Consider the following 25,776-nt stretch of genomic DNA (forward strand, 5'->3'; position numbering starts at 1 on the left):
AAGAATATAAAGAGGCTAAAACGCTTAATTCTATGTAATAAGTGTTTTAGCCTTTTAAGATTAAATTTTTAAAATTAAATAAGGTGATAAAATAATTAAAAATCTTATTCTATTTCTATCCCCGCCATCTTCATTAGATAAATTGCATTTCTAGTATCACTTACCCCTTGTCTTAACTTATAATCAAAGAAGATTTTATTATCTTTATAGTATTCTCTAAAGTGATAATTTTTCACTTTAGGATTATCCTTATAAAGATCCCCTAATTCTAAGTCGTGGGTGGACACCATACCTAAGGTGCTTTTTTTGCTCAGTTGATTGATTAATATTTTTGCACCAGTATGCCTATCAATTGAGTTAGTTCCCTTAAAAATTTCATCTAATAAAAAGAATATCTTTTCTCCTTTGTTTGTAAAATCTATAAGAGTCTTTATTCTTAATATTTCAGCATAGAAGGAAGAGATGCTTTCTTCTAAATTATCGCTAGTTCTCATGCATGTTAAAATAGAGAGTTTGCTACAGGCAAATTTATTGGCCCTAACTTTAGCTCCTACATAAGCTAACACTAAGTTGATTCCTAGAGTTCTCAGCATTGTACTTTTTCCAGCCATATTGGAGCCTGTAATAAGCGCTATGCTATGGTTATGGTCTAGGGTAATAGTATTCGATACTGAAGCTTCCCCAAGAAGTGGGTGACCCAGGTTTTCAGCTTTAATTATAAGCTCTCCTTCTTCGAAGGTAGGAACACACCAGTTAGGATTATCTCTGTTTATATTGCTTAAGCTTATAAGGGCTTCAAATTCCCCTATGATTTCTATCATAGCTTTAAGGTTTTTCCCGTATAGTTTTTTAAAATTTTCAAGCTCATAGCAAATCCTGTAATCCCATAAGAATAGAATATTTAAGGGGAAGTAAAACATATTACTTCGATCAGAGATTTTACTTACAATACTGTTTAATAGCTTAATTATATAAGTGGTAGATTTATCGTTATTAACCTTAAGTTTTTTTTGAAGATGATTTAAATAGTCACATTTAAACTTAGCTTTTTCTATATAGGATATCATATTAGAATAACCTTCTATATCCTCTTTGTACTTAAACACTTTGTTTAAGGAAACGTTTATATTTTTAATGTTAATAAGTAAAATAAGTATACTTATAGCAATGGACAACTTAGCTAAAGTAAAGGTGAAGCCACTTAAAAGAAAAGGAAGTAATAGAGAAGAAATAATTAAGGTTGTGATAAAAGTGCTTAAAGGTTTAATATATGGTTTGAGAAATCTTTCGTCACTTTCTAAGCTCCACTGGATCAAATCATCAGGACTGGCAAATTCTTTATCCTTAATCATTCCTTCAGACAAAAGACCCTGGCAAAAATGAAGCGCTTTACTAAGTTCTTCAATAGCTTCTTGTCTATTTTTAGTCTCAGTTATAGTGAAGCATATATTGCCACAAAGCTCATCTCTAAGTCTTTTTTTTCCAAGTGGTGTTATAACTGAGGATATTCTTTGAAACAAAGAGTTTTTGCCTAGTATATCCAAATCTTCGCTGTACATGGGAGTCTCCTCTCTTAAGTCTCTTCCATCATAAAAGTCTTTGAAATTACCAGTAACTCTTTTAATGGCAGTTTCATTAAGAATTATTAGGTTATTAACTTTTAATAAAAACCTTTTAATTAAACTATGTTTTTTAGAAATATAGAAAAAACCTAGGATAAAAACTGCTATAGAAAAAAGAGTTAAATTATAGTTGGATATCTTATAGGAAAATATAAAAACTATAGTGCACAGTAAAAAGTATAGAAGCCTTATGCCACTGTAAAAGTTACTTAATTGTGTTTTAGTGTTTTTGATTTTAATAAATTTATTAAGCCTATTTTCATAGATGCTATTACTGGATTTTAAAACTGAACTCATAATTTCCCTCCAATTGCATATTTAATTATTAGTCATATTTAAAGCTAACTACATGGTAGTTGTTGCTTTTGTAATAAAGAAAGTGGAACAATTAACTTTAATTTATAAACTTATCATTAAAATCAGATTTATAGTAGGAAAGTTTAATGAACATATATTTAACTTCCTATGTTTTTATTGCTTTATATTAAAAACCCTTAACTTTAAACTAAACTATTAATAACATATATTAGGCATCTTGAAAAAATAAATAAGACAGTATCCTCATCTTTTTTGTGTTATACTTCACATCTTTGATTTGTTATTTATATTCAGATGCACTACTTCATACTATTATACAACACATTAACAAGGAAATGTAAGTAAATGTATATTTAACTACAAAAGTTGTATATACTTCAAAATGTAGAGAGAAATTTGACACAGTACTTATTAGGATATAAAATAAATAAGTTAGAAGTTATTGATATTTATAATAGTATTTTTGGATAGTCTAATTGTTGGAGGAATAAGCATGGCAAATACCGTTGAATATAAAGACTTGAAAGGGAATTATGTATTAGTAGATGTAAGAAGTCCAGGAGAATATAAGGATTCTACAATTAATGGTGCAATTAATATACCTTTATTTGATGATGAGGAAAGAGCTAGCATCGGAACTATATATACAAGAGAAAGCACTGAAAAGGCAAAAAAAATTGGGGTAGACATTGTTGCTAAAAAGTTGCCAGAAATATACGACAGAGTAAATCAATTAGAAAAACAATATAATAAAGTAGTATTATTTTGTGCCCGTGGTGGAATGAGAAGTGGATCCATTGCAGAACTCTTAGGAGCTCTTGGTTCAAGGGTTGAGAGAATTAAAGATGGATATAAGGGCTATAGAGCTTTTATTACTGAAGAGCTACCAGAACTAAATCATAAGGTGGAATATGTAGTACTTCACGGCAATACTGGGGTTGGAAAAACTGAAATTTTGAAAAAGTTGAGAGACCATGGATATAATGTTCTTGATTTAGAGGGGTGTGCAAACCATAGAGGTTCTTTATTAGGGTCTGTGGGACTTGGAGAAACTACTTCTCAAAAACAATTTGAATCTAATGTTTATGAAGAGTTAAAGGGAATTAAGGGAAAGTATGTATTTGTAGAAGCTGAAAGCAGAAGAATAGGGAGGGTAGTTATACCAGAATATATTCATAATAAAATGAAAGAAGGCATCCATGTATTTGTAGATGCTGACATTGAATTTAGAAAAGACATTATTGTAAAAGAGTATACAAAGATGGAAAATTGTAAAGAGGAAATTTGTGAAGCTCTTTTAAAGTTGAAAAAACATATTAGTGAAAAGAATATAGAAGAGTACTGTGGGAAAGTAAAGCAAGAAGAGTATGATGAAGTAGTTAAAGAGTTAATGGTAAAATACTATGACCCTCTTTATATGCATAGCTCTGATAAGTATGACTATGATTTTAAACTAATGGTTAGTAATATTGAAGAAGCTGCAAAAGCTTTAGAAAGTTTTATAGATAAGTATTTTGAACAGGATAAAGAATCCTGTGTTGCCTGTACAGAATAACTAAAAAATAAAAAACAGAACGCTTGTTTCTGTTTTTTATTTTTTTCTCTTTACTATATTCAAATTAAATTATAAAATAAGGTTTGTAACTCTATTTTTAGGAGGAATATTATGCAAGGTAACGAAAATAAAAACTCAAGCTATGAAGTGACGGATTTAACTTCTCTTGAAAAGCTAGAACCAGTAAGAGTTAGACCGGGAATGTACATAGGTTCTACAGGAAGCAAAGGTCTTCACCATTGCATTTGGGAAATTTTAGATAATGCCATTGATGAACTTACAAATGGCTATGGAAATAAAGCTGAAATAATTTTAAATAAAGATAAAACTGTAACAGTTATAGACAATGGAAGAGGTATACCAACGGGAATTCACCCTATTAAGAAAAAATCTGGAGTAGAGATGGTTTACACAGAACTTCACACTGGTGGTAAATTTAATAACTCTAATTATAAAACCTCAGGAGGACTTCATGGTGTTGGGGCTGCGGTAGTTAATGCTCTATCCTCATGGCTTGAAGTAGAAGTTTATCAAAAGGGAAACATTTTTAAGCAAAGATTTGAGCATGCTTACGATAAGGAATTAAAAAGAAAAATGCCAGGAACTCCTGTGACACCACTTGAAGTTATTGGTAATACAAGGAAAACAGGGACGAAGGTAACGTTTCATCCTGATAGTGAAGTTTTTAGTAACATAGATTTCAAATTTGAAATTATAGACCAAAGGCTTCAAGAATTAGCTTTTCAAAATAAAGGAATTACCTTAGTTTTAAAAGACTTAAGAAAAAGTGAAGCAATTGAAAAAACTTATTATTCAGAAAGAGGACTTTTAGATTTTATAGACTATCTTAATGAAAGTAAAACTGTACTTCATAAGGAGCCAGTTTTATTTGGTGGAGAAAGAGAAGTTAATGGAATAAGAGTTGAAGGAGAAATTTGTGTTCAATTTACTGATTCTACCACTGAAAATATTGCAAGCTATGTAAATAATATACCAACTACAGAATCAGGGACTCATGAAACAGGGTTTAAAACAGGAATGACTAGAGCTTTTAAAGAGTGGAGCAAGAAACTAAATCTTATTAAAGAAAAAGACAAGGAGTTTGAGGGTGACGATTTAAGAGAGGGAATGACTGCTATAGTTAAAGTAAAAATCAGTAATCCTATGTTTGAAGGTCAAACTAAAACAAAACTTGGTAATGTGGAAGCCTACTCTATGATGAATGAACTTTGTTATATTAAATTTGGTGAATGGATAGAAGATAATAAGGAAATTGCTACAGTTCTTATTAATAATGCTCTTTCTGCTGCAGCTCGAAGAGACAAAATAAAAAAAATAAATGAAGCGGAAAGAAAAAAAATAGGAAATGGTACTGCGCCACTAGCTGGGAAAATAGCAGTATGTACTCTAAAGAATCCTGAATTTACTGAGTTTATTGTAGTGGAGGGAGACTCTGCGGGAGGATCTGCAAAACAAGCTAGAGATAGAAGATTTCAGACTATAATGCCCTCTAAAGGTAAGATAATGAACACGGAAAAACAAAAACTTGAAAATGTATTAGCTAGTGAAGAACTTAAAATATTTAATACAGCTATAGGAACTGGAGTACTTGACAGTTACAAAGAAGAGGAACTTAAGTACGGAAAGATAATAATAATGAGTGATGCGGACGTGGACGGCTATCATATAAGAACTCTATGGATGACTTATATTTATAGATATATGAGACCACTAATTCAAAATGGACATTTATTTATGGCTCTTCCACCACTTTATAAAGTGTACAAAACTACAAAAACTGGAGAGATAGCACAATATGCCTACAGTGATGAAGAGCTAGATAAGGTTAAAAAAGAAATAGGGAAGGGTGCACTAATTCAAAGGTATAAAGGACTTGGAGAGATGAACCCAGAACAATTATGGCAAACCACTTTAAATCCAGAAACAAGGACTCTTCAAAGAGTAACCATTGAGGATGCAGCAAAGGCAGAGAAGATGATATCTCTTCTTATGGGAGATGTGGTGGAGCCAAGAAAAAATTATATGTACAAATATGCTGAGTTTTAGGAGGGAAAAAAATGGCTAAGAAAAAGGATAATATACCTGTAGATAATAATATAATTAATGTTTCTATTGATGAAGCTATGCCGGATAACTACCTTCCTTATGCTGTGGAAGTATCAAAGGATAGAGCTCTTCCAGATGTGAGAGATGGAATGAAGCCAGTTCATAGAAGAATTCTCTATGGAGCTTATATGCTTAAGGCCTTTCCAGATAAGCCATATTATAAGTCAGCTAGAATTGTAGGGGATATTCTTGGTAAGTACCATCCTCACGGAGACACTTCTGTTTATGATGCCATGGTAATTTTAGCTCAAAATTTTAGTACAAGAAAACCCCTTATTGATGGACATGGTAACTGGGGAAGTATAGATGGAGATAGCGCAGCAGCTATGCGTTACACCGAGGCTAGATTATCTAATATTGCATTAGAAATGCTAAGGGATATTGATAAGGATGTAGTGGATATGGTAAATAACTACTCTGACTCAGAAAAAGAACCCTCAGTACTGCCATCTAGATATCCTAATCTTCTTGTAAATGGAGCCTTTGGTATTGCAGTAGGACTAGCTACTAACATTCCTCCCCATAACTTAGGAGAAGTTATTGATGCTTCACTTGCATTAGCAGATAATCCAGAGATAACTACAAAGGAGTTAATGAATTATATAAAGGGGCCAGACCTTCCAACTGGTGGAATACTAATTGGAAAAAACTCAATGATTTCTGCTTACGAAACTGGGGAAGGAAAAGTAACCTTAAGAGCTAAAACAAAGATTGAAACTTTAGAAAATGGAAGACTTGGTATAGTTATAACTGAGTTTCCTTATAGAAAAAATAAAGCAAAACTTCTCCAAGCAATTTCTGATATGACTGGAGATAAAAAGCATGCAAAGGCTTTAGAAACCATAGCAGATATCAGAGATGAATCAGATAGAAATGGAATAAGAGCAGTTATTGAGTTTAAGAAAAGTGCAAATGAAGATGGTGTAAATAAAGTTTTAAAATACTTATATAAAAGAACAGAGCTTCAATGTAATATATCTTTTAACATGGTGGCTTTAGCTGATGGAAAGCCCAGAACAATGGGGCTTAAAGCCTTACTTCATTATTATGTAGAACATCAAAAAGAAATAGTTACTAGAAGAACAAAAAAAGAACTGGAAACTGCTGAAAAAAGGTTCCATATTGTTCAAGGTTTTATTAAAGCTATTGACATTTTGGATGAAATTATAGCTACTATAAGAGGATCTAAGTCTAAAAAAGATGCAAATACTAATTTAATAAATAAATTTGGATTTAGTGAACTTCAAGCTGAAGCCATTCTTGAAATGATGCTTTATAGATTAACAGGGCTGGAGATAAGTGTATTTCAAAAGGAGTATAAAGAGCTTGAAATAACTATTAAAAAGTTAAATAAAATTTTAGAAAGCGAAAAAGAACTTCTAAAGGTTATTAAAAAGGAAATGCTCCAAATTAAAGAGAGCTATGATGATCCAAGAAGAACTGCTATTGTAGAGGATGATAGTGAAGCTAAAATTGAATTAGAGGAGCTTATTATAGAAGAAGATGTAGTAATAACCTTATCAAATGAAGGGTATATCAAAAGAACTCCTTTAAAATCCTTCAATCGAACTTCTCAAAATGTTGAAGATATTGATCATAGGGAAGGAGATTTCAATAAGTTTTTAATCGAAGGAAACACCAAGGATACTATAATTTTCTTTACTAGTAAAGGAAACATGTATCAAGCAAAGGGTGTGAACATTCCAGAGTTTAAATGGAAAGAAAGAGGCGAAAGGATAGATACACTATTCAAAGGATTAGATTTAGTAGAAGAAAACATTATTTCCGCTTACTCTATAGAGTCCTTTGAGTTAAGTAGAGATATATTATTTTTCACTTCTAAGGGAATAATTAAGAAAACAGAATTAAGTAGGTTTAATACTAATTATAGCAAGCTTTTAGGAGTTAAGCTAAAGGAAGATGAAACCTTGATAAAGGCAGATTTAGTCACAAGTGATAGAGAAGGTAAGTTTATTAATGTTTATACTCGAAAGGGTTTAAACTTCACTGCTGAGGAACCAGAACTTCAGCCTTTAGATAGGACTGTAGCTGGAAAGCAATTATTTAAGTTAGTAAGCCAGGATGAAGTTGTTAGTATTGAGTATGTAGAGGAATTTAATTATAGAGAGTTTTACGTTACTTTAAATGGAAAAGGTGTTTTAAGGTGCAGTAATAGAAAAAGCAATGAAAAGCTCATAACTATAGCAACTTCCACAAGTGATTTATTATTCTTTACTTCAAAAGGAAATGCGCATAAAATTAAAGCTAATTTGATTCAAAATATTGATAAAAAAGGTATAGATATTCATGAAATTTTAGACAATTTCCATAAGGAAGACCCTATAGTTAGTATGATTTCAGTTATAAACTATAGAGAAACAGAAGGATTTTATTTTGTTACTTCAAATGGAATGGTGAAAAAGACCAGCAGCAGCGAATTTAGCAGCGACTTTGATTACGGAGTAGCTTGCAAGTTAAAGGGTAGTGAGGATAAGGTAATTTCTGTTTATTTAGAAGAAAATCATAGTGATTTAGTGGTAGTAACAAAGAAAGCAATGTGTATAAGATTTGCAAGTACCACTGTAAATCCAATGGGAAGAAATGCAGCTGGAGTAACTGCCATCAGCTTAAAAGATGATGATGAGGTTTTATTTGGGGCACTAATAGCCAGTGAAATACCAGTGAATTCGAACTCTTTAAAGGATTTATGCATAGATAAATATGAAGGTACTTTAAAATTAAACACTATAAAGGGTGAAGAGAAAACTTTGGAAATAAGTCATATTCCTGTTCAAAACAGAGCAGGAAGAGGAAAGAATATTATGTTATTCTCAAATGATGACTCTGTTGAACAAGTTGAAATCATATAGAAAGTAGAGTTTGAGTATGAAAAGGGTTATATTAGAAAATGGAATAAAAGTCATATATAAAAGTATTCCTGGGAATATTACATCCTTTACCATAGGATTAGAGGCGGGGGCTAATGTAGAGCAAGAGGAAGAATTAGGTCTTGCTCATGTGGTAGAACATCTGGTTTTTAAGGGAACAAAAACCAGATCAGAAAAGGAAATAAATAATATATGTGATGAGGTTTTTGGATTTCACAATGCAATGACAAACTATCCCTACGCTGTATATTATGGAACTTGCTTAAATGAGGATTTTAATACTGCCTTTGAGATTTATAGTGATATCATTACAAATCCAGCCTTTAGAGAAGAAGGGTTTAAAGAGGAAATTCAGGTTATTATTGAGGAACTTAAGGAGTGGAGTGAGGATTTATCTCAGCATTGTGAAGATTTATTATTCTTTAATGCTTTTAAAGAGAGAAGAATTAAAGAACTAATAATTGGGAAAGAATCTATGCTTAGAAGTTTTACTTTAGAAGATGTTAGAGGGTTTTATAACAAATATTACACTCCAGATAACACCGTAATTTCTGTAGTAACTTCTTTGGCTTGTGAAGAAGTAATTAAACAGATTGAGGAAAGATTTGCTTCTTGGAGAAAAATAGATAAGCAACTTAAGGAAAATGGTAAGGGTATCGAAGCCTACGATAGAATCGGGCAGCTTCAAAGTAGTGAGGGTATAGAAAAGTCTAAAGAAAAAGAGATTAAACCACTTTATGAAAATCCAAATCAGGGTACATACTTTGAAAAAAGCTCAAACCTTAGTGGAGCTAAAATTCAGTATATTTTTCCTATACAATATTTAACCGAAGAAGAAGTAACCCTTTTAAGGATTTTTAATGAGGCTTTTGGAGAAGGTACTAGCTGCCTTTTATATGATGAAATAAGAACAAACAAAGGACTTGTATATGATATAGGTGGAAAGATAAAAAATGAAAAGGGCATTAAGCTTTATACAATAACTTTAGGAACTTCTAAGGAAAATGTAGAAATTGCCATAAGCTTAATTAATGAAAAGCTTTCTGAGATTAAAGAAGCTAAAGAATTATTTACTGAAGAGAGAGTTAAAAAGTTAGCTAAGTCACAAAAATTAAAGAGAACTTTAAATTTAGAGAAATCTATAGTGTTATCAATGAATTTAGTAGTTTATGAAATTATGTATAATAACTGTGAGAAATTATTACGAGAATTTGAATTTGAAATTCTGCCAAAAGGGGAAGAAATTTTGAGGGTAGCAAAAAAAGCCTTGGTTAGTCCAGCAGTTCAAATTGTTATATCAGAGTAGAATGTTTTAATAAATCTATTGACAAAGAATGTTAAACATTATAAAATATTTTAAACAATTAAAAACTATGATGAGAAGAGTAAATAGCCAAATTTTTCTACAGAGAGCTTCTGTTGCTGAGAGGAAGTGAAAAGTTATCTATTGAAAAAAGCCTCGGAGTTGTGCATTGAACCTTAACTTAGTTAAGTGGATGATGTAACGGGAGCTCCCGTTATAGAGCTAGAGTATAATCTTTTTATCAAAGCCGTACTTGAAAAGGTTAATATGGTGACATGTTAACGAACTGGGGTGGTACCACGAAGTAAGTAGCTCTCGTCCCCAAGACTTAAGTCTTGGGGGTGGGAGTTTTTTTATTTTCAATTTTACAAACTAAAAGGTTTTAAGGAAAATTTCAGGAATTTGAAAGGTGGTATCATAGATGTACAATAGCTATGAAGAGTTAAATAATTTAAGAAATATAATGGAAGATAGTAATGAGTTTATGGTTGAAAGAATCAAAAAAGTAAATGGAATGGTGGAAAAAGGTATAAATCCTTATCCATATTCTTTTAATGCCACAACTCATAGCAGATTTATACTAGATAATTTTGAAAATATAGGTAGTGATGAGGAGTTTGTATTAGCAGGTAGGATAATGCTTTTAAGAAGAATGGGAAAGGTAACCTTTTTAAACCTTCAAGACCAAAATGGGCAAATACAAGTATATTTTCATGAAGGTTCTCTAGGTAGTGACACATATGAAATATTAAAGCTTGTAGATGTAGGGGATATTATTGGGGTTTCAGGTACAGTTTTTAGAACAAAAACGGATGAAATTACTATTAAGACAAAGACTATTACCGTTTTATCAAAATCTATTAGACCTTTGCCTGAAAAGTACCATGGAATACAAGATATGGATTTAAGACAGAGACATCGTTCACTAGATATGATTATGAATGATGAGGTTAGAGAAAGATTTATTAAAAGATCTAAAGCTATGTTTGCTCTTAGAGAGTATATGGATAGCCTAGGTTTCATGGAAATGGAAACACCGATTTTAGATACAAAATACGGTGGAGGAGAAGCTAAGCCTTTCATAACTAATGTAAATGCACTAGGCTGTGAAGTTTTCATGAATGTTTCACCAGAGCTTTATTTAAAAAGACTTATGGTAGGAGGCATTGAAAGAGTTTATACCCTTGGTAGATCTTTCAGAAATGAAGGTATAGATAGAACCCATTACCCAGAATTTTCACTTTTTGAGTGCTATATGGCCTATGCTGATTACAGAGATATGATGAGGCTTATGGAAAATATCTATGAACACATTTTCACAAAAGTAAATGGAACCACTAAGGCATCCTATGACGGAGTAGAAATTGATTTTAAGGCTCCTTGGAAAAGAGAAAGAATGTGTGATTTAGTAAAAAAAGAGATTAATTTTGATGTTGAAAACAGCTCTAAGGAAGAGATAATTCAATGCATTAATTCAAATGGTCTGCTTAATGAAGCGATAAAAGAAGGATTTGTGCCAGAAGAAGCTTCAAAAGGAGAATTAATTATGACCCTATTTGAGGAGTATTGTGAAGGAAAGTTAATAGAGCCAACTTTTGTCATTGATTTTCCAATTGAATCTTCTCCTTTATGCAAAGTCCACAGAGAAAATCCTGAATTAATTGAAAGATTTGAACCCTACGCTTTTGGAGTAGAGCTTGGTAATGCTTATTCAGAGTTAAACGATCCACTAAGACAAAGAATACTTCTTCATGAACAAGCTGAAAAGCTTAGAGCTGGATTAGAGACAGCGAGTCCAATGGATGAAGAATTTGCAGTGGCAATTGACGTAGGTATGCCACCAGCAGGAGGATTAGGTATTGGAATTGATAGAATGGTAATGTTTTTAACTGGTGCAAATTCTATAAAAGATGTTATTGCATTTCCACTTGTAAAGAGATAGTTTAGCATTTTGATTATGAGATAGATATTATGATTAAATAACAATAAGTATTTAATATTAGTTTTTATGCTGCGTGTAGTAGTAATAAATATAAAAAATACACTATATATTGCACTGACAATTATAGATTATTGGTAATAGTTAATTTTGTTGGATTAATATATTATCATGAGTTTTATAGCAAGCTCTAAAATAAAAAAGTTACTAATAGGATTATTGATATTCATTAGCAACTTTACAAAAATAGAAATGCCAAGGACAATAGAGGAACTAGTTTTCTACTTATCCTTGGCATTATTAATATTGACTATTAAGTTGTAATATTAATACAACTATTTAGATAAATGTTAATGTACTTAGTAGACGAAAGCAATCAGGTTTATAAGGCTTCATAATAATTTTTAATTAATAATGAGTCATTTTCTAGTATTGGACTTTCGCAAATGATGCAGCCTTTAACATTAAAGTTTTTAAAAGCTTCTATGCAAGCTCTGTAGTTAAAATCACTTTCTTCAAAAGGAAGATGATTTTTCTCTCCTTTAGCACCGTAATTTATACCAGACATATGTACATGTAAATCCTCTAAAGCCTCCATACCTAAATTATCTCCTACATAGGATAGAATTCTAGCAAAATCATCATAATTTTTTAAGGCTCCATTATACCTTGCATGCAAATGGGAAAAATCTATGCAAAGTTTAACATTGGGAACTCTTTTACAAAGCTCTACCAATTCCTCAAGAGAACCGAACTGGGTACCCTTGCCGGTGGTTTCAAGCCTATAATCTACTCCTAAGTATGGAAGTTTTCTTAAATTTTCTTCAATAGTATTAAAGGTTTCTTCTTTGGAATCTTTAAGATAAAAGCCCGGATGAAAAATTAAGCTTCTACCACCAACCTTTGATAGACCTTCTGCGCCTTTTATTATCCTTTCAAGGGATTGAAGTTGCTTTTCCTCTTCATCAGCATTGAGATTTATAAAATAGGAACCGTGGGCAGAAAGATAGAATGAATTATCCTCTTTAGCTTTTAAAACCTCATTTTTATTCTTATCAGTTATATTAACAGAACGTACAAAAGGAAGTTCCATAGCATCTAGTCCCAATTTTTTTAAATAAGGTATTCCAGTTTTATAAACAAACTTAGTATTTTCATTTCCCAGAGGAAGTCCGGAAATACCAAATAATAATTTATCCATAGTAAATCACCTCTACAATTATTTTATCGTGAACAGAAGTTATAATTAATCTCTCCATAAAGCTTACTTAGTTCCTTAAGACTTGTGATATAAAGCAAAATAAATCTTAATTTTGGAAGCCTATAGTCATGAAAGTAAGTGAGAAATAGCGCTGAAATAGAAAGGGAAAACATGACTACAGAAAGTATAACACAACTTAGTGTTATTAACAAAATAGGTTTCTATGCAAAGGTTTATGATTTTATTTATGAAAAATTATTAGAGATTTTTTTACTATAAAAAAATTACATCTTGTGCAAGAGGGGAGTTTTCGTGTTATTATGTATAGGAAAGTACACTAGAAAGTAATGTGATTTTATAATTACCAAGGCTATTATTAATAGAAATAAGGGATATAAAAAGTATTACTTTAGAGTTTGCCGCATATGAAAGCTAAAAAGTTAAGAAGGTGACAAGATGAACACTATATGGAGAGAAAAACCCTGCTCAATTGAAGTTATAAAACAGCTCTGTGTAAAAACTAATATCAGTCCTATAACCCTAAGGGTTTTATATAATAGAGGAATAGATACAGAAGAAAAAATAAAAAAGTTTTTTAAGGGCTCCTTAAGAGATTTACATAACCCATTTTTCATGAAAGACATGGAAAATGGGGTAAACATAGTAAAACAAGCCATAGAAAATGGAGAAAAAATAATTATATACGGGGATTATGACGCAGATGGTGTTACCAGTACCGTGGTTTTGTATAAAGGGCTAACAAAAGCAGGGGCAAAAGTTAATTATTACATACCTGATAGAGAACAAGAAGGCTATGGAATGAACTTAGATAGAATTGAGGAGCTATGTAAAGAAGGCTATAATTTAATACTAACCTGCGACAATGGTATTTCTGCTGTTAATGAAGTTAGAAGAGTTAAAGAGTTAGGTATGAAAATTGTTATAACTGACCATCATGAACTGCCTTTTATTGAAGGTGAGAACAATAGAACTGTGATAATGCCTGAAGCAGATGCCATAATCAATCCTAAAAGACCAGACTGTGAATATCCTTTCAAGTTTTTATGTGGGGCTGGAATAGCTTTTAAATTTGTAGTAGCCCTATATAAAGCTATGAATATAAAAGGCGAGGAAGCTCTGGAACTTTTAGAATTTGCAGGAATGGGTACTATTTGTGATGTGGTAGATTTAGTAGATGAAAATAGGATTATTGCTAGGGAAGCATTAAGACTTTTAACAACCTCTAAGAATAAAGGAATTAAGGCTTTGAAAGAAGTAATAGGAATTAAAGAAGCAGTAAGTTGTTACCATGTAGGTTTTAACATCGGGCCATGTATTAATGCCACAGGAAGGCTTGAAACTGCAAGTTTATCCGTAGATTTATTATTATGTGAAGATGATAATGAAGCCAAGTCTATTGCAACTAGAATTCATACTCTTAATAAAGAAAGACAAGACTTAACCAATACTAGTGTAGAAGAGGTTTGTGAAATCATCGATAACTCTTCAATAAAAAATAATAAGGTTATAGTTGTTTATAAAAAGGATATGCATGAAAGTATTGCAGGAATTGTAGCTGGTAGAATAAGAGAGAGATATAATGTGCCAACTATTATATTAACAGAAGGTAAAGAAAGACCAAAAGGTTCAGGTAGATCCATAGAAGGATATAACATGTTTGAAGAGATTCTAAAGTGTAAGGATTTGCTTTTTAAATTTGGTGGACACCCCATGGCGGCAGGACTTTCTTTGGATGAAGATAAAATAGAAGAGTTTTCCAATAGACTTAATGATAATTGCAAGCTATCCTCACAAGATTTAATTCCAGTAGTACCTGTAGATTCTCAGTTATCTCTTCAATATATTAATTATGAAGTAGTAAAAGAATTTAAGGAATTAGCTCCTTTTGGAAAAGGCAATCCATCACCAGTACTTATGGCAAAAAAAATTAAAATTAAACATATTAAATTTTTAGGGAATGAAAATCAACATGTAAAACTTTTATGCTATATACCAAACACCTCTAAAACTATTGAGGGTCTTTATTTTAGCAAGGGAGAGGAAATCAGAGAATTACTTGAGCACTACTTTGGACAGGGGTATATGAATTGTATAAATGCACCTGGTGATTTATACTTGGACTTATTATTTGAACCTGATATAAATGAGTTTAATGGGCAACGAAATCTTCAACTTAAATTAAAAGATGTTAAGATTTCAAGATAAATACTTATGTTTTAAATTTGGAAGATTATAAGAATCTAGAGGAAATACTTGCACAGAGTTAATAGAAGTTTATGGTACAAAGTATATTTCAAACTTTATAACACATAATAACATGGAAAATATTATTCAATATATGGAGGATTGTTATTATGCCATTATCAAGAAACTCAAAACAAAACCTTGAAAAATCTGTTGGAGATATGCAAAATGCTCAAAGCTTCTTTACTGGTGATTACGAATATTTAATTACTGATAAAAAAGAAAATAAATTTCAAAATCAAAGTAACAATTTAGAAAGAAACTTAGGAAGTAATAAAAAATAAAACATTGGCAAGGGAAGTTCCCTTGCCAATGCTTTTATATTATAGATTTCTTTCGTAAGCTTCAACCATTTTCTTAACCATTTGTCCGCCTATTGATCCTGCTTCTCTAGAAGTTAGGTCACCATTGTAACCTTCTTTTAAATTAACTCCTACTTCACGTGCAGCTTCCATTTTAAATCTGTTTAATCCTTCTTTAGCTTCTGGAACTAAAACTCTATTTCTGCTTGACATATTGAATTCCTCCTTTTAAATAAAGTTTCAAATGAACTTTATTAATATAATTTAGTAACCATTGTCAAAGTTGAACGGAGCCTTAAAACTATAGATTTCTTTCGTAAGCTTCAACCATTTTCTTAACCATTTGTCCGCCGATAGAACCAGCTTCTCTAGAAGTTAAGTCACCATTGTAGCCTTCTTTTAAGTTAACTCCTACTTCTTGTGCAGCTTCCATCTTAAATCTGTTTAATCCTTCTCTAGCCTCTGGAACTAATACTCTGTTTCTGTTTGACATATTAAATTCCTCCTTTTTAGTTAAGACTTTTATGAAGTCTTAAATATATAATTTTATTACTTAATTCTCTGAAAAGCCTTCTAACTATTCGTAAAAAGTACTCACTTTGTAAGTTACTCTTCAGTGGAACATTTTAAGAATTTAAGAGAATTATAAGTAATAAGAATTACCAAAGTTAAGAGTAAAGGTGTTACTACAAACAGCTGCTGTTCAAATGCTTTGTTTGTTTTGTGTGTTTTACTGTTTGTAATATTATTTTGTCCACTAAGTCTTTTTATATGTGAGATAATTTATTCCAGTATAGGTTAAATAATGAACAAGTCCATTTTGTTTAGAAACTTTGAAAGCAAATTTAGGTTAAGCAAAGATATCTCTGTGAACAAACTGTGTTTGTTACGCCAAAACAATTTTTCTAGACAGAGCAACAGTTACTTATATAAGATGGCAGACTTGAAGTTTCCAAAATGTTGTTAAAACTGTAGACTTCAGTTTAATTAAGGATTTCTCTAAAAATAATTAAATAGGAGTTAATTGTAAAAGAATTTATGCATATTTTCCTCAAGGAAATCTTTAATATAATTAAGTCACTATTTTTATGGTACTAATTAAATTAATAATTCTTAATGAAATTCCTTCAAGTGCCATAAACACTATATATTGTTATATTTATTTCTTTTTATATTTAAATCAATATACAGCAAATACCTAAAGAATTATGGGTTTTAATTTACATATCAATGGAATTAGTGTTATTTATTATAAAAATTTCTCTTTTGCATAAAAAAATAATAGGGATACACAGAAAGTGCATCCCTATTTGGACATTAGCTTTTAAGAAACTCTACTTATAATTTGAATTATTTTATATAAACTTTCATGTTATATAGAATGAATTTAATTATAAATGTTGTTTATTAAAAGATACTATATTAAATTATAGGTTTCTTTCGTAAGCTTCAACCATTCTTTTAACCATTTGTCCGCCTACTGATCCTGCTTCTCTAGAAGTTAGGTCACCATTGTAGCCTTGTTTTAAATTAACTCCTACTTCTTGTGCAGCTTCCATTTTAAATCTGTTTAATCCTTCTTTAGCTTCAGGAACTAATGCTCTGTTATTTCTGTTTGACATTGTGAACTCCTCCTTTGATTAAGCCTGGTAAGCAATATACTTACTCATTGGGCTTACGTATTAGAATTAAACTAATTGAATTTTAGATTATAGGTTTCGCTCGTAAGCTTCAACCATTCTTTTAACCATTTGTCCGCCTACTGAACCATTTTCTCTAGCTGTTAGGTCTCCATTATAGCCTTGTTTTAAATTAACTCCTACCTCTTGTGCTGCTTCCATTTTAAATCTGTTAAGTCCTTCTTTAGCTTCTGGAACTAATGCTCTATTATTTCTGTTTGCCATCTTGAATCCCTCCTTTTCATTTGGTACTATTATTTTGACCCTTTATTTTAAAATTATTTTATAAAATTAGTGGAACTTATGGAATTTATTGCACCTTAATATAAAATTTAGTTTATTTAAACTGGTTATTTTAGTAACTTTAAATTAAAGTTAAGTATATAATATAACTGAAAGATTTAACATAGTAATCAGGGTATTATTATAATAAAGATAGTAGAGTTAGTCTTGTTAGATAACAAAGTAATATTCTTATTATTTCAGGAGGTTTCAAAAGTGAATAAAAAGAAAATCATAATGACTGGTGGAGGCAGCGCCGGACATGTAACACCAAACATTGCATTAATGCCAGCATTAAAAGAGCTTGGGTATGAAATCCAATATATTGGAACTGAAAGTGGCATAGAGCGAAGTATTATCCAAGAAGAAAACATAAAATATCATGTTATATCTAGTGGAAAGCTTAGGAGATATTTTGATATAAAAAATTTTACAGACCCTTTCAAGGTTATCAAAGGTGTTTTTGATGCAAAAAAAATACTAAAAGACGAAAAACCAGATATAGTTTTTTCTAAGGGTGGTTTTGTATCTGTACCAGTAGTACTTGGAGCTTTTTTAAATAAAATTCCAGTAATTATACATGAGTCAGATATAACCCCTGGACTCGCAAATAAAATTGCAATGCCTTATGCTACAAAGGTATGTGTTACCTTTCCAGAGGCCTTAAATCACGTAAATAAAAAGAAAGCTGTACTTACAGGTTCTCCAATCAGAAAAGAATTACTTGAGGGCAATAAGATAAAAGGAAAAAATCTATGTGGTTTTAAGGATGATAAACCTGTTGTATTTATAATGGGTGGAAGTTTAGGCGCTAGAGCCATAAATAACATGGTGAGGGATGGGTTAAAGGATTTATTAAAAACCTTCAATATAATTCATATTTGTGGAAAAGGAAATATAGAGGAAGGGCTTAATAATAAATCAGGTTATGCCCAATTTGAGTATGTAAAAGATGAGTTGCCACATTTAATGGCAGCAGCGGATTTAGTAATATCTAGAGCGGGAGCAAATTCAATTTTCGAATTATTAGCTCTTAAAAAGCCAAGTTTATTGATTCCCCTAACAGCAAAAGCAAGCCGTGGAGATCAAATTTTAAATGCTGAATCTTTTGATAGACAAGGTTTTAGTATGGTGGCCGATGAAGAGCAGTTAAATTCTAATATATTAATAGATAAGGTAAATGAACTTTACAAGGATAGGGATAAGTATATTGGATATATGGCTAAGAGCCAAACAAAAGATAGTATAAATAAAATAATAACTTTAATAGAAGAAAATAGAAAGCCTAGAGAAAAGTAATTTCTCTAGGCTTTTCTTCGTAAGGATATTATCTAGATGTTATTTAATTTGATGTAGTTAAAGTAATTGTAATTAAAATAGTTATAATTAAAAAAGAAAATAGTATTTCATAGAATATGAAGATGATTTCACTGAAGTAATGAACCTTAAATATAGGGAATCAAAGTCGAGATTTAACCCATGGATAGAACTTGCTTTGGTTCATTTAAAACATTTTGAAGATGAATGAAATTCATCATGAATAAACTAAGCTTTGGCTAAGGAAGCTTGTGGAAATATATGTTTTTTTAAATAAAAAACTTACATTTTGGGTATTAATATTAGATAGCACCAAATTAAAGGAGGAAAAATATTGAAAATTAAATTTTTAGGAGCTACTGAATGCGTTACTGGGTCTTGTCATTTATTAAATATAGATGAATATAATATATTGCTAGACTGTGGACTATATCAAGGTAGTGATGGAAAAGAAAATAGAAATAGCGAGATAGGATTTAATGCAGAGGATATTGATTTAGTAATTTTATCTCATGCCCATATGGATCATAGTGGAAGAATCCCTCTGCTTTTTAAAGAAGGCTTTAAAGGAAGGGTAATTTGTACTAAGGGCACAGCAGATTTAAGTAATATTATGTTAATTGATTGTGCTCATATTCAAGTTACAGATGCAAATTGGAAAAATAAAAAAAGAGAAGAAAAAGGATTAGAACCTATAATTCCACTTTATGATATAAAGGATGCAGAGGAGAGTTTAAAATATTTTGAAGGCTACGATTATGATGAGAAAATTTCAATACTTCCTAATATAAAGCTAATCTTTAGAGATGCAGGGCATCTTTTAGGCTCTGCCATATGTGAAATTTTAATCAATGAAATGGAAGAAACTGAAAGAAAAGTAGTTTATAGTGGGGATATTGGCAATGTTAATTTACCAATTCTTAGAGATCCAACTCCAGTTTCACAAGGAGATATTGTTATCATGGAAACGACTTATGGTAATAAAGAACATAAGGCTGTGGAGGAAAATCTACACCAATTAGTAGAAATAGTAAAGAAAACCTTTGAACAGGGAGGAAATATAATAATACCCTCCTTTTCCGTTGGAAGAACCCAAGAAATAATATATGCATTAAATAAATATGTGGAACAAGGAGAGCTTACGCACTGCAAGGTTTATGTTGACAGCCCTCTAGCTAAGGACACTACTAAAATCTTTGAAAAGTATGAAGAATACTTTGATAGTGATGCAAAAGGGTTAATTAAAATGGGAGATAATCCACTAAAATTTAAAGGGTTATACTTTACTGAAAGTACAGAGGAATCAATAGCCTTAAAGGATATTAAAGAAGGTTTAGTAATTATTGCAGCAAGTGGAATGTGTGAGGGTGGAAGAGTTGTTCATCATTTAAAAAATAATTTAGAAAGAGAAGAATGCGCTGTGGTATTTGTGGGGTATCAATCTGAGGGTACCTTAGGTAAAAAAATTTTAAATGGGGATAGTGAAGTAAAAATATTTGGGGAAGAAATTCAGGTAAAAGCAAAAATATATAATCTTGAAGGGCTATCTGGCCATGGGGATAAAAAGGTATTGCATAACTGGTTAAAAGGTTTTAAAAACAAGCCAAACACTGTGTTTCTAGTACATGGTGAAGGTGATAGTATAAATTCCTTCAATAGAGAAATAACTTCAAAAGGCTATAAATCAGTAATTCCCAAAAAAAATCAGGAGTTTATTCTATGAAAATAATTAAAAACTTAACAAGCTTCAGTGCCGGAAATTATAATTTTAGGGTTGAAATTTAATTTATTTGAGTTATAATTTTATTGTAAAGCTATGTTAATCTTTGGTAATAGATAAAAACTAAAGATTTTATAGAATATATTGCAATTACCAGTAATATTCTAAAAGTTGTTACTGTTTTAACAATTGCAATAAATCATACAAGTTAGTAAATGTTTTATAGAAAGAGGGTTGCTTGTAATGAGAAAAATGAAAACAATGGATGGAAATACCGCTGCAGCACACGTGGCTTATGCCTACACAGATGTAGCAGCAATATATCCAATAACTCCATCATCACCTATGGCTGAACACTGTGATGAGTGGGCAGCACAAGGAAGAAAGAATATTTTCGGACAAACTGTGAAAATGATGGAAATGCAATCAGAAGCAGGAGCAGCAGGGGCAGTTCATGGTTCACTTCAAGCTGGAGCCTTAACTACTACTTTTACCGCTTCTCAAGGATTATTATTAATGATTCCAAATATGTATAAAATGGCTGGAGAGTTACTTCCAGGAGTTTTACATGTAAGTGCTAGAGCACTAGCTGCTCAAGCTTTATCAATATTCGGGGATCATCAAGACGTAATGGCGGCTAGACAAACTGGATTTGCTCTTTTAGCAAATAACAGTGTTCAAGAGGTTATGGACTTAGCTCCAGTAGCTCACCTTGCTGCAATTGAAGGAAGAATTCCTTTCTTAAACTTCTTTGATGGTTTTAGAACTTCCCATGAAACTCAAAAAATAGAAGCTTGGGATTACGAAACTTTAGATAAGTTTTTAAATAAAGAAGCTGTTGAAAGATTTAGAAATAATGCTCTAAGTCCTGAACACCCAGTAACTAGGGGAACAGCGCAAAATCCAGACATATACTTCCAAGCTAGAGAAGCATCAAATCCATTCTACAACGCTATTCCGGAAGTAGTAGAAAAGTACATGGACATGATAAATAAAGAAATAGGTACTGACTACCACCTATTCAACTATTATGGTTCACCAGATGCTGACAGAGTAATCGTTGCTATGGGATCAGTTTGTGATGTTATAGAAGAAACAATAGATTATTTAACAGCTAATGGAGAAAAAGTAGGATTATTAAAAGTTCGTTTATTTAGACCATTCTCACTTGCTCATTTCTTTAAGCATATGCCATCAACAGTTAAAAAAGTTGCAGTGCTTGATAGAACAAAAGAGCCAGGTTCAGCTGGAGAACCATTATATCAAGATATAAGAAATGCTTATTATGATAGAGAAGAAAGACCAGTAATCATTGGTGGAAGATATGGACTTGGATCAAAAGATACAACTCCATCACAAATAGTTACTGTATTTGATCACTTAAAAGAAGCTAATCTTAAAAATGGATTTACAATTGGTATAGAAGATGATGTTACTAATACATCACTTGCAATAACAAGAACTATCCAAACTACTGCAGAAGGAACAATTGAATGTAAATTCTGGGGATTAGGATCAGATGGTACTGTTGGAGCAAATAAGAGTGCTATAAAAATCATAGGAGACCATACAAACATGTATGCTCAAGCATACTTTGATTATGACTCTAAAAAATCAGGTGGAATAACAGTTTCTCACTTAAGATTTGGAAAAGAGCCAATTAAATCTCCATACCTAATTAACCATGCTAACTATGTAGGATGTCATAACCAATCTTACGTTTATAAATATGATGTATTAGCTGGAATAAAGGATAATGGTACATTCTTACTAAACTGTATGTGGGATGCAGAAGGTTTAGAGAAAAACTTACCAGCTACTATGAAGAGATATATTGCAAATCACAATATTAACTTCTACACAATAGATGCTGTTAAAATTGCAGAGGAAGTTGGACTAGGTGGAAGAATTAACATGGTTTGTCAATCTGCATTCTTCAAACTTGCTGATATAATACCAGTAGAAGATGCTGTTAAATACTTAAAAGATGCAGTTGTAAGTTCTTACGGTAAAAAAGGTGAGAAAATTGTTGCTATGAATCATGCTGCAATAGATGCAGGAATTAACTCTGTAGTTAAAGTTGATATTCCAGAAAGTTGGAAGAATGCTACTGATGAAAACTTAGAAGTTAAAAAAGAAAAACCAGAATTCATTAAAAATATTGTTGAAGTTATGAATAGACAAGAGGGAAATAGCCTTCCAGTAAGTGCTTTCCTTGGTATAGAAGATGGTACTTTTGAACATGGAACAGCTGCTTTTGAAAAGAGAGAAATTGCTGTTAATGTTCCAGAATGGCAACCAGAAAACTGTATCCAATGTAACCAATGTTCTTATGTATGTCCACATGCAGTAATAAGACCATTTATTGGCACAGAAGAAGATTACAAAAATGCTCCAGAAGGTTTAGTTCACCAAGCAGCTAAAGGTGGAAAAGCAATGGAAGGTTTAAGATTCCATATTGGAGTATCGGTTCAAGACTGTACAGGTTGCGGAAACTGTGCTCAAGTTTGCCCAGCTAAGCAAAAAGCTTTAGTTATGAAGCCGTTAGATTCTCAAAGAAAGCAAATACCAAACTGGGAGTTTAGCTTAACTTTACCAAAGAGAGAAAATCCAATGAACGTTTCTTCGGTAAAAGGAAGCCAATTTGAAACACCACTTCTTGAGTTCTCAGGTGCTTGTGCTGGATGTGGAGAAACTCCATATGTAAAACTTATAACTCAATTATTTGGAGATAGAATGATGATAGCTAACGCTACAGGTTGTTCTTCAATCTGGGGAGCTAGTGCACCAGCAACTCCATACACTAAGAATGAATGTGGAAAAGGTCCATCATGGGCTAACTCATTATTCGAAGATAATGCTGAGTTTGGACTAGGAATGTACCTAGGAGTAAATCAATTAAGAGACAAATTAGCATTGTTAGTAGAAGAAGCACTTACTGAAGGTGTAAATGAAGAATTAAAAGCTGCATTTACAACTTGGTTAGAAAACAAAGATAATGGTGAGGGTTCTAAAGCTGCAACTAAAGCATTATTACCATTACTTGAAGAAGTTAAAAACACTTCAGCAACTCTTGCTGAGATTTATAAAAATAAAGATTACTTCATTAAGAGATCTCAATGGATCTTTGGTGGAGATGGTTGGGCTTATGACATCGGATACGGTGGACTTGACCATGTTCTAGCTAGTGGAGAAGATGTTAATGTATTAGTTATGGATACAGAGGTTTATTCAAACACTGGTGGACAGTCTTCAAAAGCTACTCCAACTGCAGCTATAGCTAAGTTTGCTGCTGCTGGTAAGAGAACTAAGAAGAAAGACCTAGGAATGATGGCTATGAGCTATGGTTATGTTTATGTAGCTCAAATATCAATGGGAGCTGACCAAAATCAGACTCTTAAAGCTATAAGAGAAGCTGAGGCTTACAACGGACCATCATTAATCATTGCTTATGCTCCATGTATCAACCATGGAATTAAGAATGGTATGGGATGTACTCAATTAGAAGCTAAAAGAGCTGTTGAAAGTGGATACTGGGGAATGTATAGATTCAATCCAGACCTTAAAGAGCAAGGAAAGAATCCGTTCTCATTAGACTCTAAAGCTCCAACTGCATCCTTCAGAGATTACTTATTAGGAGAAGTTAGATATGCTTCTCTTGCTAAAATGTTCCCTGAAGCTGCTGAAGCATTGTTTGAAAAAACAGAAAAAGATGCAATGGATAGATTAGAAAGTTACAGAAGACTTGCAGCACAGCAATAAATTTAAAGAGGTAGCATATGCTGCCTCTTTATTTTTGAAAAAATTTAATTTTAAAAAGTCACAATTAATATAAGTGTATAATTATGAAAATCTACAGGGTGTTAATTAACTTTCTTGACTCAAATCCCCCTCGAAAAAAGACGCTCTACAAAATCAACTTATTTTTTATTTAAAAGAATGAGTTGATGCCAAGTTTTATATACACATCACAGAAAGTTAGAATAATAATTTAAAACTAATTAAAAAAGTATAAATAATTAAAGGGCTTTTGAGAAATTATAAGGTGTATGAAGCAAAAAAGGTGAATTTTTAGATGAATATATAAAAATTACCAAAATATAATATAAAAGTACTTTTAATATTTGTAAATTCAGGGTACAATTAAAACATACTACTTAAGGAGGTAATTGATATGGAAGAAAATAAAAATGGTTGTTGCTGTGGTGGAAATCATGAGCATGAGCATGAACATAATCATGGAGAAGGAGATTGTGGATGCGGCTGTCATGATCATGAACATGAAGCATTAATAGTTGATTTAGAGGATGAAAACGGCAATACTATTCAATGCGAAATAGTTGATGGATTCCTTTTTGAAGAAAATGAATATGCTTTAGTGCAAAATCCAGAAGATGGTTCAATATATTTATTTAAAGTTGTTGGAGATGAGGAAGTTGGAGAGCTTGTAGTTCCAGAAGATGAAGAGTATGAAGCTGCAAGAGCATACTATGAACAGTTAATAGAGAGTGAAGCTGAAGGTAATTAGTCACACTAAATTTGTTCAGTGAGAGTCGTTGGATTTCAGCGACTCTTTTCTATATTTATTAAAGGTGGTACTTACAAATGGAAAAATTGGCTATATTTGACATAGACTTTACTTTAACCAAAAAGGAAACTTCAATAGAATTGTATAAGTATATGCTAAGGAAAGATCCAAAACTTATTAGACATCTTCCTAAACATTTAATAACTTTACTGCTTTACGGAATGAAATTTTATGATGAAAAGAAAAGCAAGGAAGCATTTTTAAGATTTTTGGATGGGGTTGAAGAAAAAGAAGTTCAAAGAATTGTTAAGGATTTTTATAGAGAGAAATTAAGCACAATTATTTATGAAGATGCCATTAAAATGATAAAGAAGCTAAAAAATGAAGGATATAAAATATATTTAATTTCTGCTTCGGGAGAGTTTTATTTAAATGAACTCTATAACATAAAAGAAGTGGATAAGATAATTGGAACAAGATTTAAAGTTGAAAATGGTGTATTTAAATCTCTTATGGAAGGTGCTAATTGCAAAGGTGAAGAAAAAATTAAAAGGTTAATGGAAGAACTAAAAAAAGACAATGTAGAAGTTGATTTTAAAAGTTCCTACATGTTCTCTGATTCCTTAGCGGACTTGCCACTATTAAATTTAGTTGGAAAAGGTTACTTAATTAACTATAAAGGAAAACATGATTTAGAAATATTAAGATGGAAATAGCAATGCATTTATAA

Annotated in this window: 19 protein-coding genes and 1 other annotated feature; of the genes, 13 read left to right on the top strand and 6 right to left on the bottom strand. The window is 31.6% G+C overall.

The genetic code is table 11. The features are described from left to right. Nucleotides 1–104: 104 nt before the first annotated feature. Complete coding sequence (locus tag C661_RS0112120) at nucleotides 105–1,919, bottom strand: MutS family DNA mismatch repair protein (RefSeq protein ID WP_017415587.1); 1,815 nt, start codon at nucleotides 1,917–1,919, stop codon at nucleotides 105–107. Between the two features lie 514 nt (nucleotides 1,920–2,433). On the opposite strand from C661_RS0112120, the gene mnmH reads away from it, so the two are divergent. The 5 genes from mnmH to lysS all read left to right on the top strand — a co-directional run bounded on the left by mnmH (nucleotide 2,434) and on the right by lysS (nucleotide 11,755). Beyond that, nucleotides 2,434–3,495: a tRNA 2-selenouridine(34) synthase MnmH gene (gene mnmH, locus C661_RS0112125; protein WP_017415588.1), complete on the top strand. Its 1,062-nt coding sequence runs from the start codon at nucleotides 2,434–2,436 to the stop codon at nucleotides 3,493–3,495. 111 nt (nucleotides 3,496–3,606) lie between these two features. Continuing rightward, a complete protein-coding gene (locus tag C661_RS0112130) occupies nucleotides 3,607–5,562 on the top strand; it encodes a DNA gyrase/topoisomerase IV subunit B (protein ID WP_017415589.1) in 1,956 nt (651 codons plus the stop codon). Nucleotides 5,563–5,573: 11 nt separating this feature from the next. Further along, nucleotides 5,574–8,492, top strand: a complete 2,919-nt coding sequence (locus tag C661_RS0112135; protein WP_017415590.1) for a DNA topoisomerase IV subunit A — start codon at nucleotides 5,574–5,576, stop codon at nucleotides 8,490–8,492. 16 nt (nucleotides 8,493–8,508) lie between these two features. Next, nucleotides 8,509–9,816 (top strand): M16 family metallopeptidase, encoded by a 1,308-nt coding sequence (locus C661_RS0112140; RefSeq protein ID WP_017415591.1) that lies wholly within the window; start codon nucleotides 8,509–8,511, stop codon nucleotides 9,814–9,816. A gap of 58 nt (nucleotides 9,817–9,874) precedes the next feature. Continuing rightward, nucleotides 9,875–10,139: a binding site (T-box leader), on the top strand. Between the two features lie 95 nt (nucleotides 10,140–10,234). Further along, the gene (gene lysS / locus C661_RS0112145) at nucleotides 10,235–11,755 is read left to right on the top strand and encodes a lysine--tRNA ligase (RefSeq protein WP_017415592.1); all 1,521 of its coding nucleotides are present in this window, start codon (nucleotides 10,235–10,237) and stop codon (nucleotides 11,753–11,755) included. A gap of 379 nt (nucleotides 11,756–12,134) precedes the next feature. On the opposite strand, the gene C661_RS0112150 is transcribed toward lysS, so the two are convergent. After that, complete coding sequence (locus C661_RS0112150) at nucleotides 12,135–12,953, bottom strand: TIM barrel protein (protein WP_017415593.1); 819 nt, start codon at nucleotides 12,951–12,953, stop codon at nucleotides 12,135–12,137. 138 nt (nucleotides 12,954–13,091) lie between these two features. Between C661_RS0112150 and C661_RS23980 the strand changes: the two genes are divergently transcribed. From C661_RS23980 to C661_RS23670, 3 genes are all read left to right on the top strand, one after another. Then, a complete protein-coding gene (locus C661_RS23980) occupies nucleotides 13,092–13,232 on the top strand; it encodes a hypothetical protein (RefSeq protein WP_017415594.1) in 141 nt (46 codons plus the stop codon). A gap of 177 nt (nucleotides 13,233–13,409) precedes the next feature. Continuing rightward, nucleotides 13,410–15,179 carry a single-stranded-DNA-specific exonuclease RecJ gene (gene recJ, locus C661_RS0112160; protein ID WP_017415595.1) on the top strand — a complete coding sequence of 590 codons (1,770 nt, stop codon included), beginning with the start codon at nucleotides 13,410–13,412 and terminating at the stop codon, nucleotides 15,177–15,179. A 149-nt stretch (nucleotides 15,180–15,328) separates the two neighbouring features. Beyond that, on the top strand, nucleotides 15,329–15,502 hold the full coding sequence (locus tag C661_RS23670; protein WP_017415596.1) for a hypothetical protein: 174 nt from the start codon (nucleotides 15,329–15,331) through the stop codon (nucleotides 15,500–15,502). Nucleotides 15,503–15,541: 39 nt separating this feature from the next. Here C661_RS23670 and C661_RS0112170 read toward each other — a convergent pair whose 3' ends face one another. The 4 genes from C661_RS0112170 to C661_RS0112185 form a co-directional block, all read right to left on the bottom strand. Next, complete coding sequence (locus C661_RS0112170) at nucleotides 15,542–15,733, bottom strand: alpha/beta-type small acid-soluble spore protein (protein ID WP_017415597.1); 192 nt, start codon at nucleotides 15,731–15,733, stop codon at nucleotides 15,542–15,544. A gap of 88 nt (nucleotides 15,734–15,821) precedes the next feature. Then, entirely contained in the window at nucleotides 15,822–16,013 is a 192-nt protein-coding gene (locus C661_RS0112175; protein WP_017415598.1) for an alpha/beta-type small acid-soluble spore protein, read from the bottom strand. Between the two features lie 934 nt (nucleotides 16,014–16,947). Continuing rightward, on the bottom strand, nucleotides 16,948–17,142 hold the full coding sequence (locus C661_RS0112180) for an alpha/beta-type small acid-soluble spore protein (RefSeq protein WP_017415599.1): 195 nt from the start codon (nucleotides 17,140–17,142) through the stop codon (nucleotides 16,948–16,950). An 87-nt stretch (nucleotides 17,143–17,229) separates the two neighbouring features. Next, nucleotides 17,230–17,424, bottom strand: a complete 195-nt coding sequence (locus C661_RS0112185) for an alpha/beta-type small acid-soluble spore protein (RefSeq protein ID WP_017415600.1) — start codon at nucleotides 17,422–17,424, stop codon at nucleotides 17,230–17,232. Nucleotides 17,425–17,697: 273 nt separating this feature from the next. Between C661_RS0112185 and murG the strand changes: the two genes are divergently transcribed. From murG to C661_RS0112210, 5 genes are all read left to right on the top strand, one after another. Then, nucleotides 17,698–18,780: an undecaprenyldiphospho-muramoylpentapeptide beta-N-acetylglucosaminyltransferase gene (gene murG / locus C661_RS0112190; RefSeq protein ID WP_017415601.1), complete on the top strand. Its 1,083-nt coding sequence runs from the start codon at nucleotides 17,698–17,700 to the stop codon at nucleotides 18,778–18,780. A 352-nt stretch (nucleotides 18,781–19,132) separates the two neighbouring features. Continuing rightward, nucleotides 19,133–20,521: an MBL fold metallo-hydrolase RNA specificity domain-containing protein gene (locus C661_RS0112195; protein ID WP_017415602.1), complete on the top strand. Its 1,389-nt coding sequence runs from the start codon at nucleotides 19,133–19,135 to the stop codon at nucleotides 20,519–20,521. A 240-nt stretch (nucleotides 20,522–20,761) separates the two neighbouring features. Beyond that, nucleotides 20,762–24,280, top strand: coding sequence for a pyruvate:ferredoxin (flavodoxin) oxidoreductase (nifJ, locus tag C661_RS0112200; RefSeq protein WP_017415603.1), 3,519 nt, complete (start codon nucleotides 20,762–20,764; stop codon nucleotides 24,278–24,280). A 412-nt stretch (nucleotides 24,281–24,692) separates the two neighbouring features. Next, nucleotides 24,693–25,046, top strand: coding sequence for a DUF1292 domain-containing protein (locus tag C661_RS0112205; protein WP_017415604.1), 354 nt, complete (start codon nucleotides 24,693–24,695; stop codon nucleotides 25,044–25,046). Between the two features lie 77 nt (nucleotides 25,047–25,123). Continuing rightward, nucleotides 25,124–25,762 (top strand): HAD-IB family hydrolase, encoded by a 639-nt coding sequence (locus C661_RS0112210; protein ID WP_017415605.1) that lies wholly within the window; start codon nucleotides 25,124–25,126, stop codon nucleotides 25,760–25,762. The last annotated feature ends 14 nt before the right edge of the window (nucleotides 25,763–25,776 follow it).

The organism is Clostridium tunisiense TJ, assembly GCF_000300195.1.
Lineage (GTDB): Bacteria > Bacillota > Clostridia > Clostridiales > Clostridiaceae > Clostridium_J > Clostridium_J tunisiense.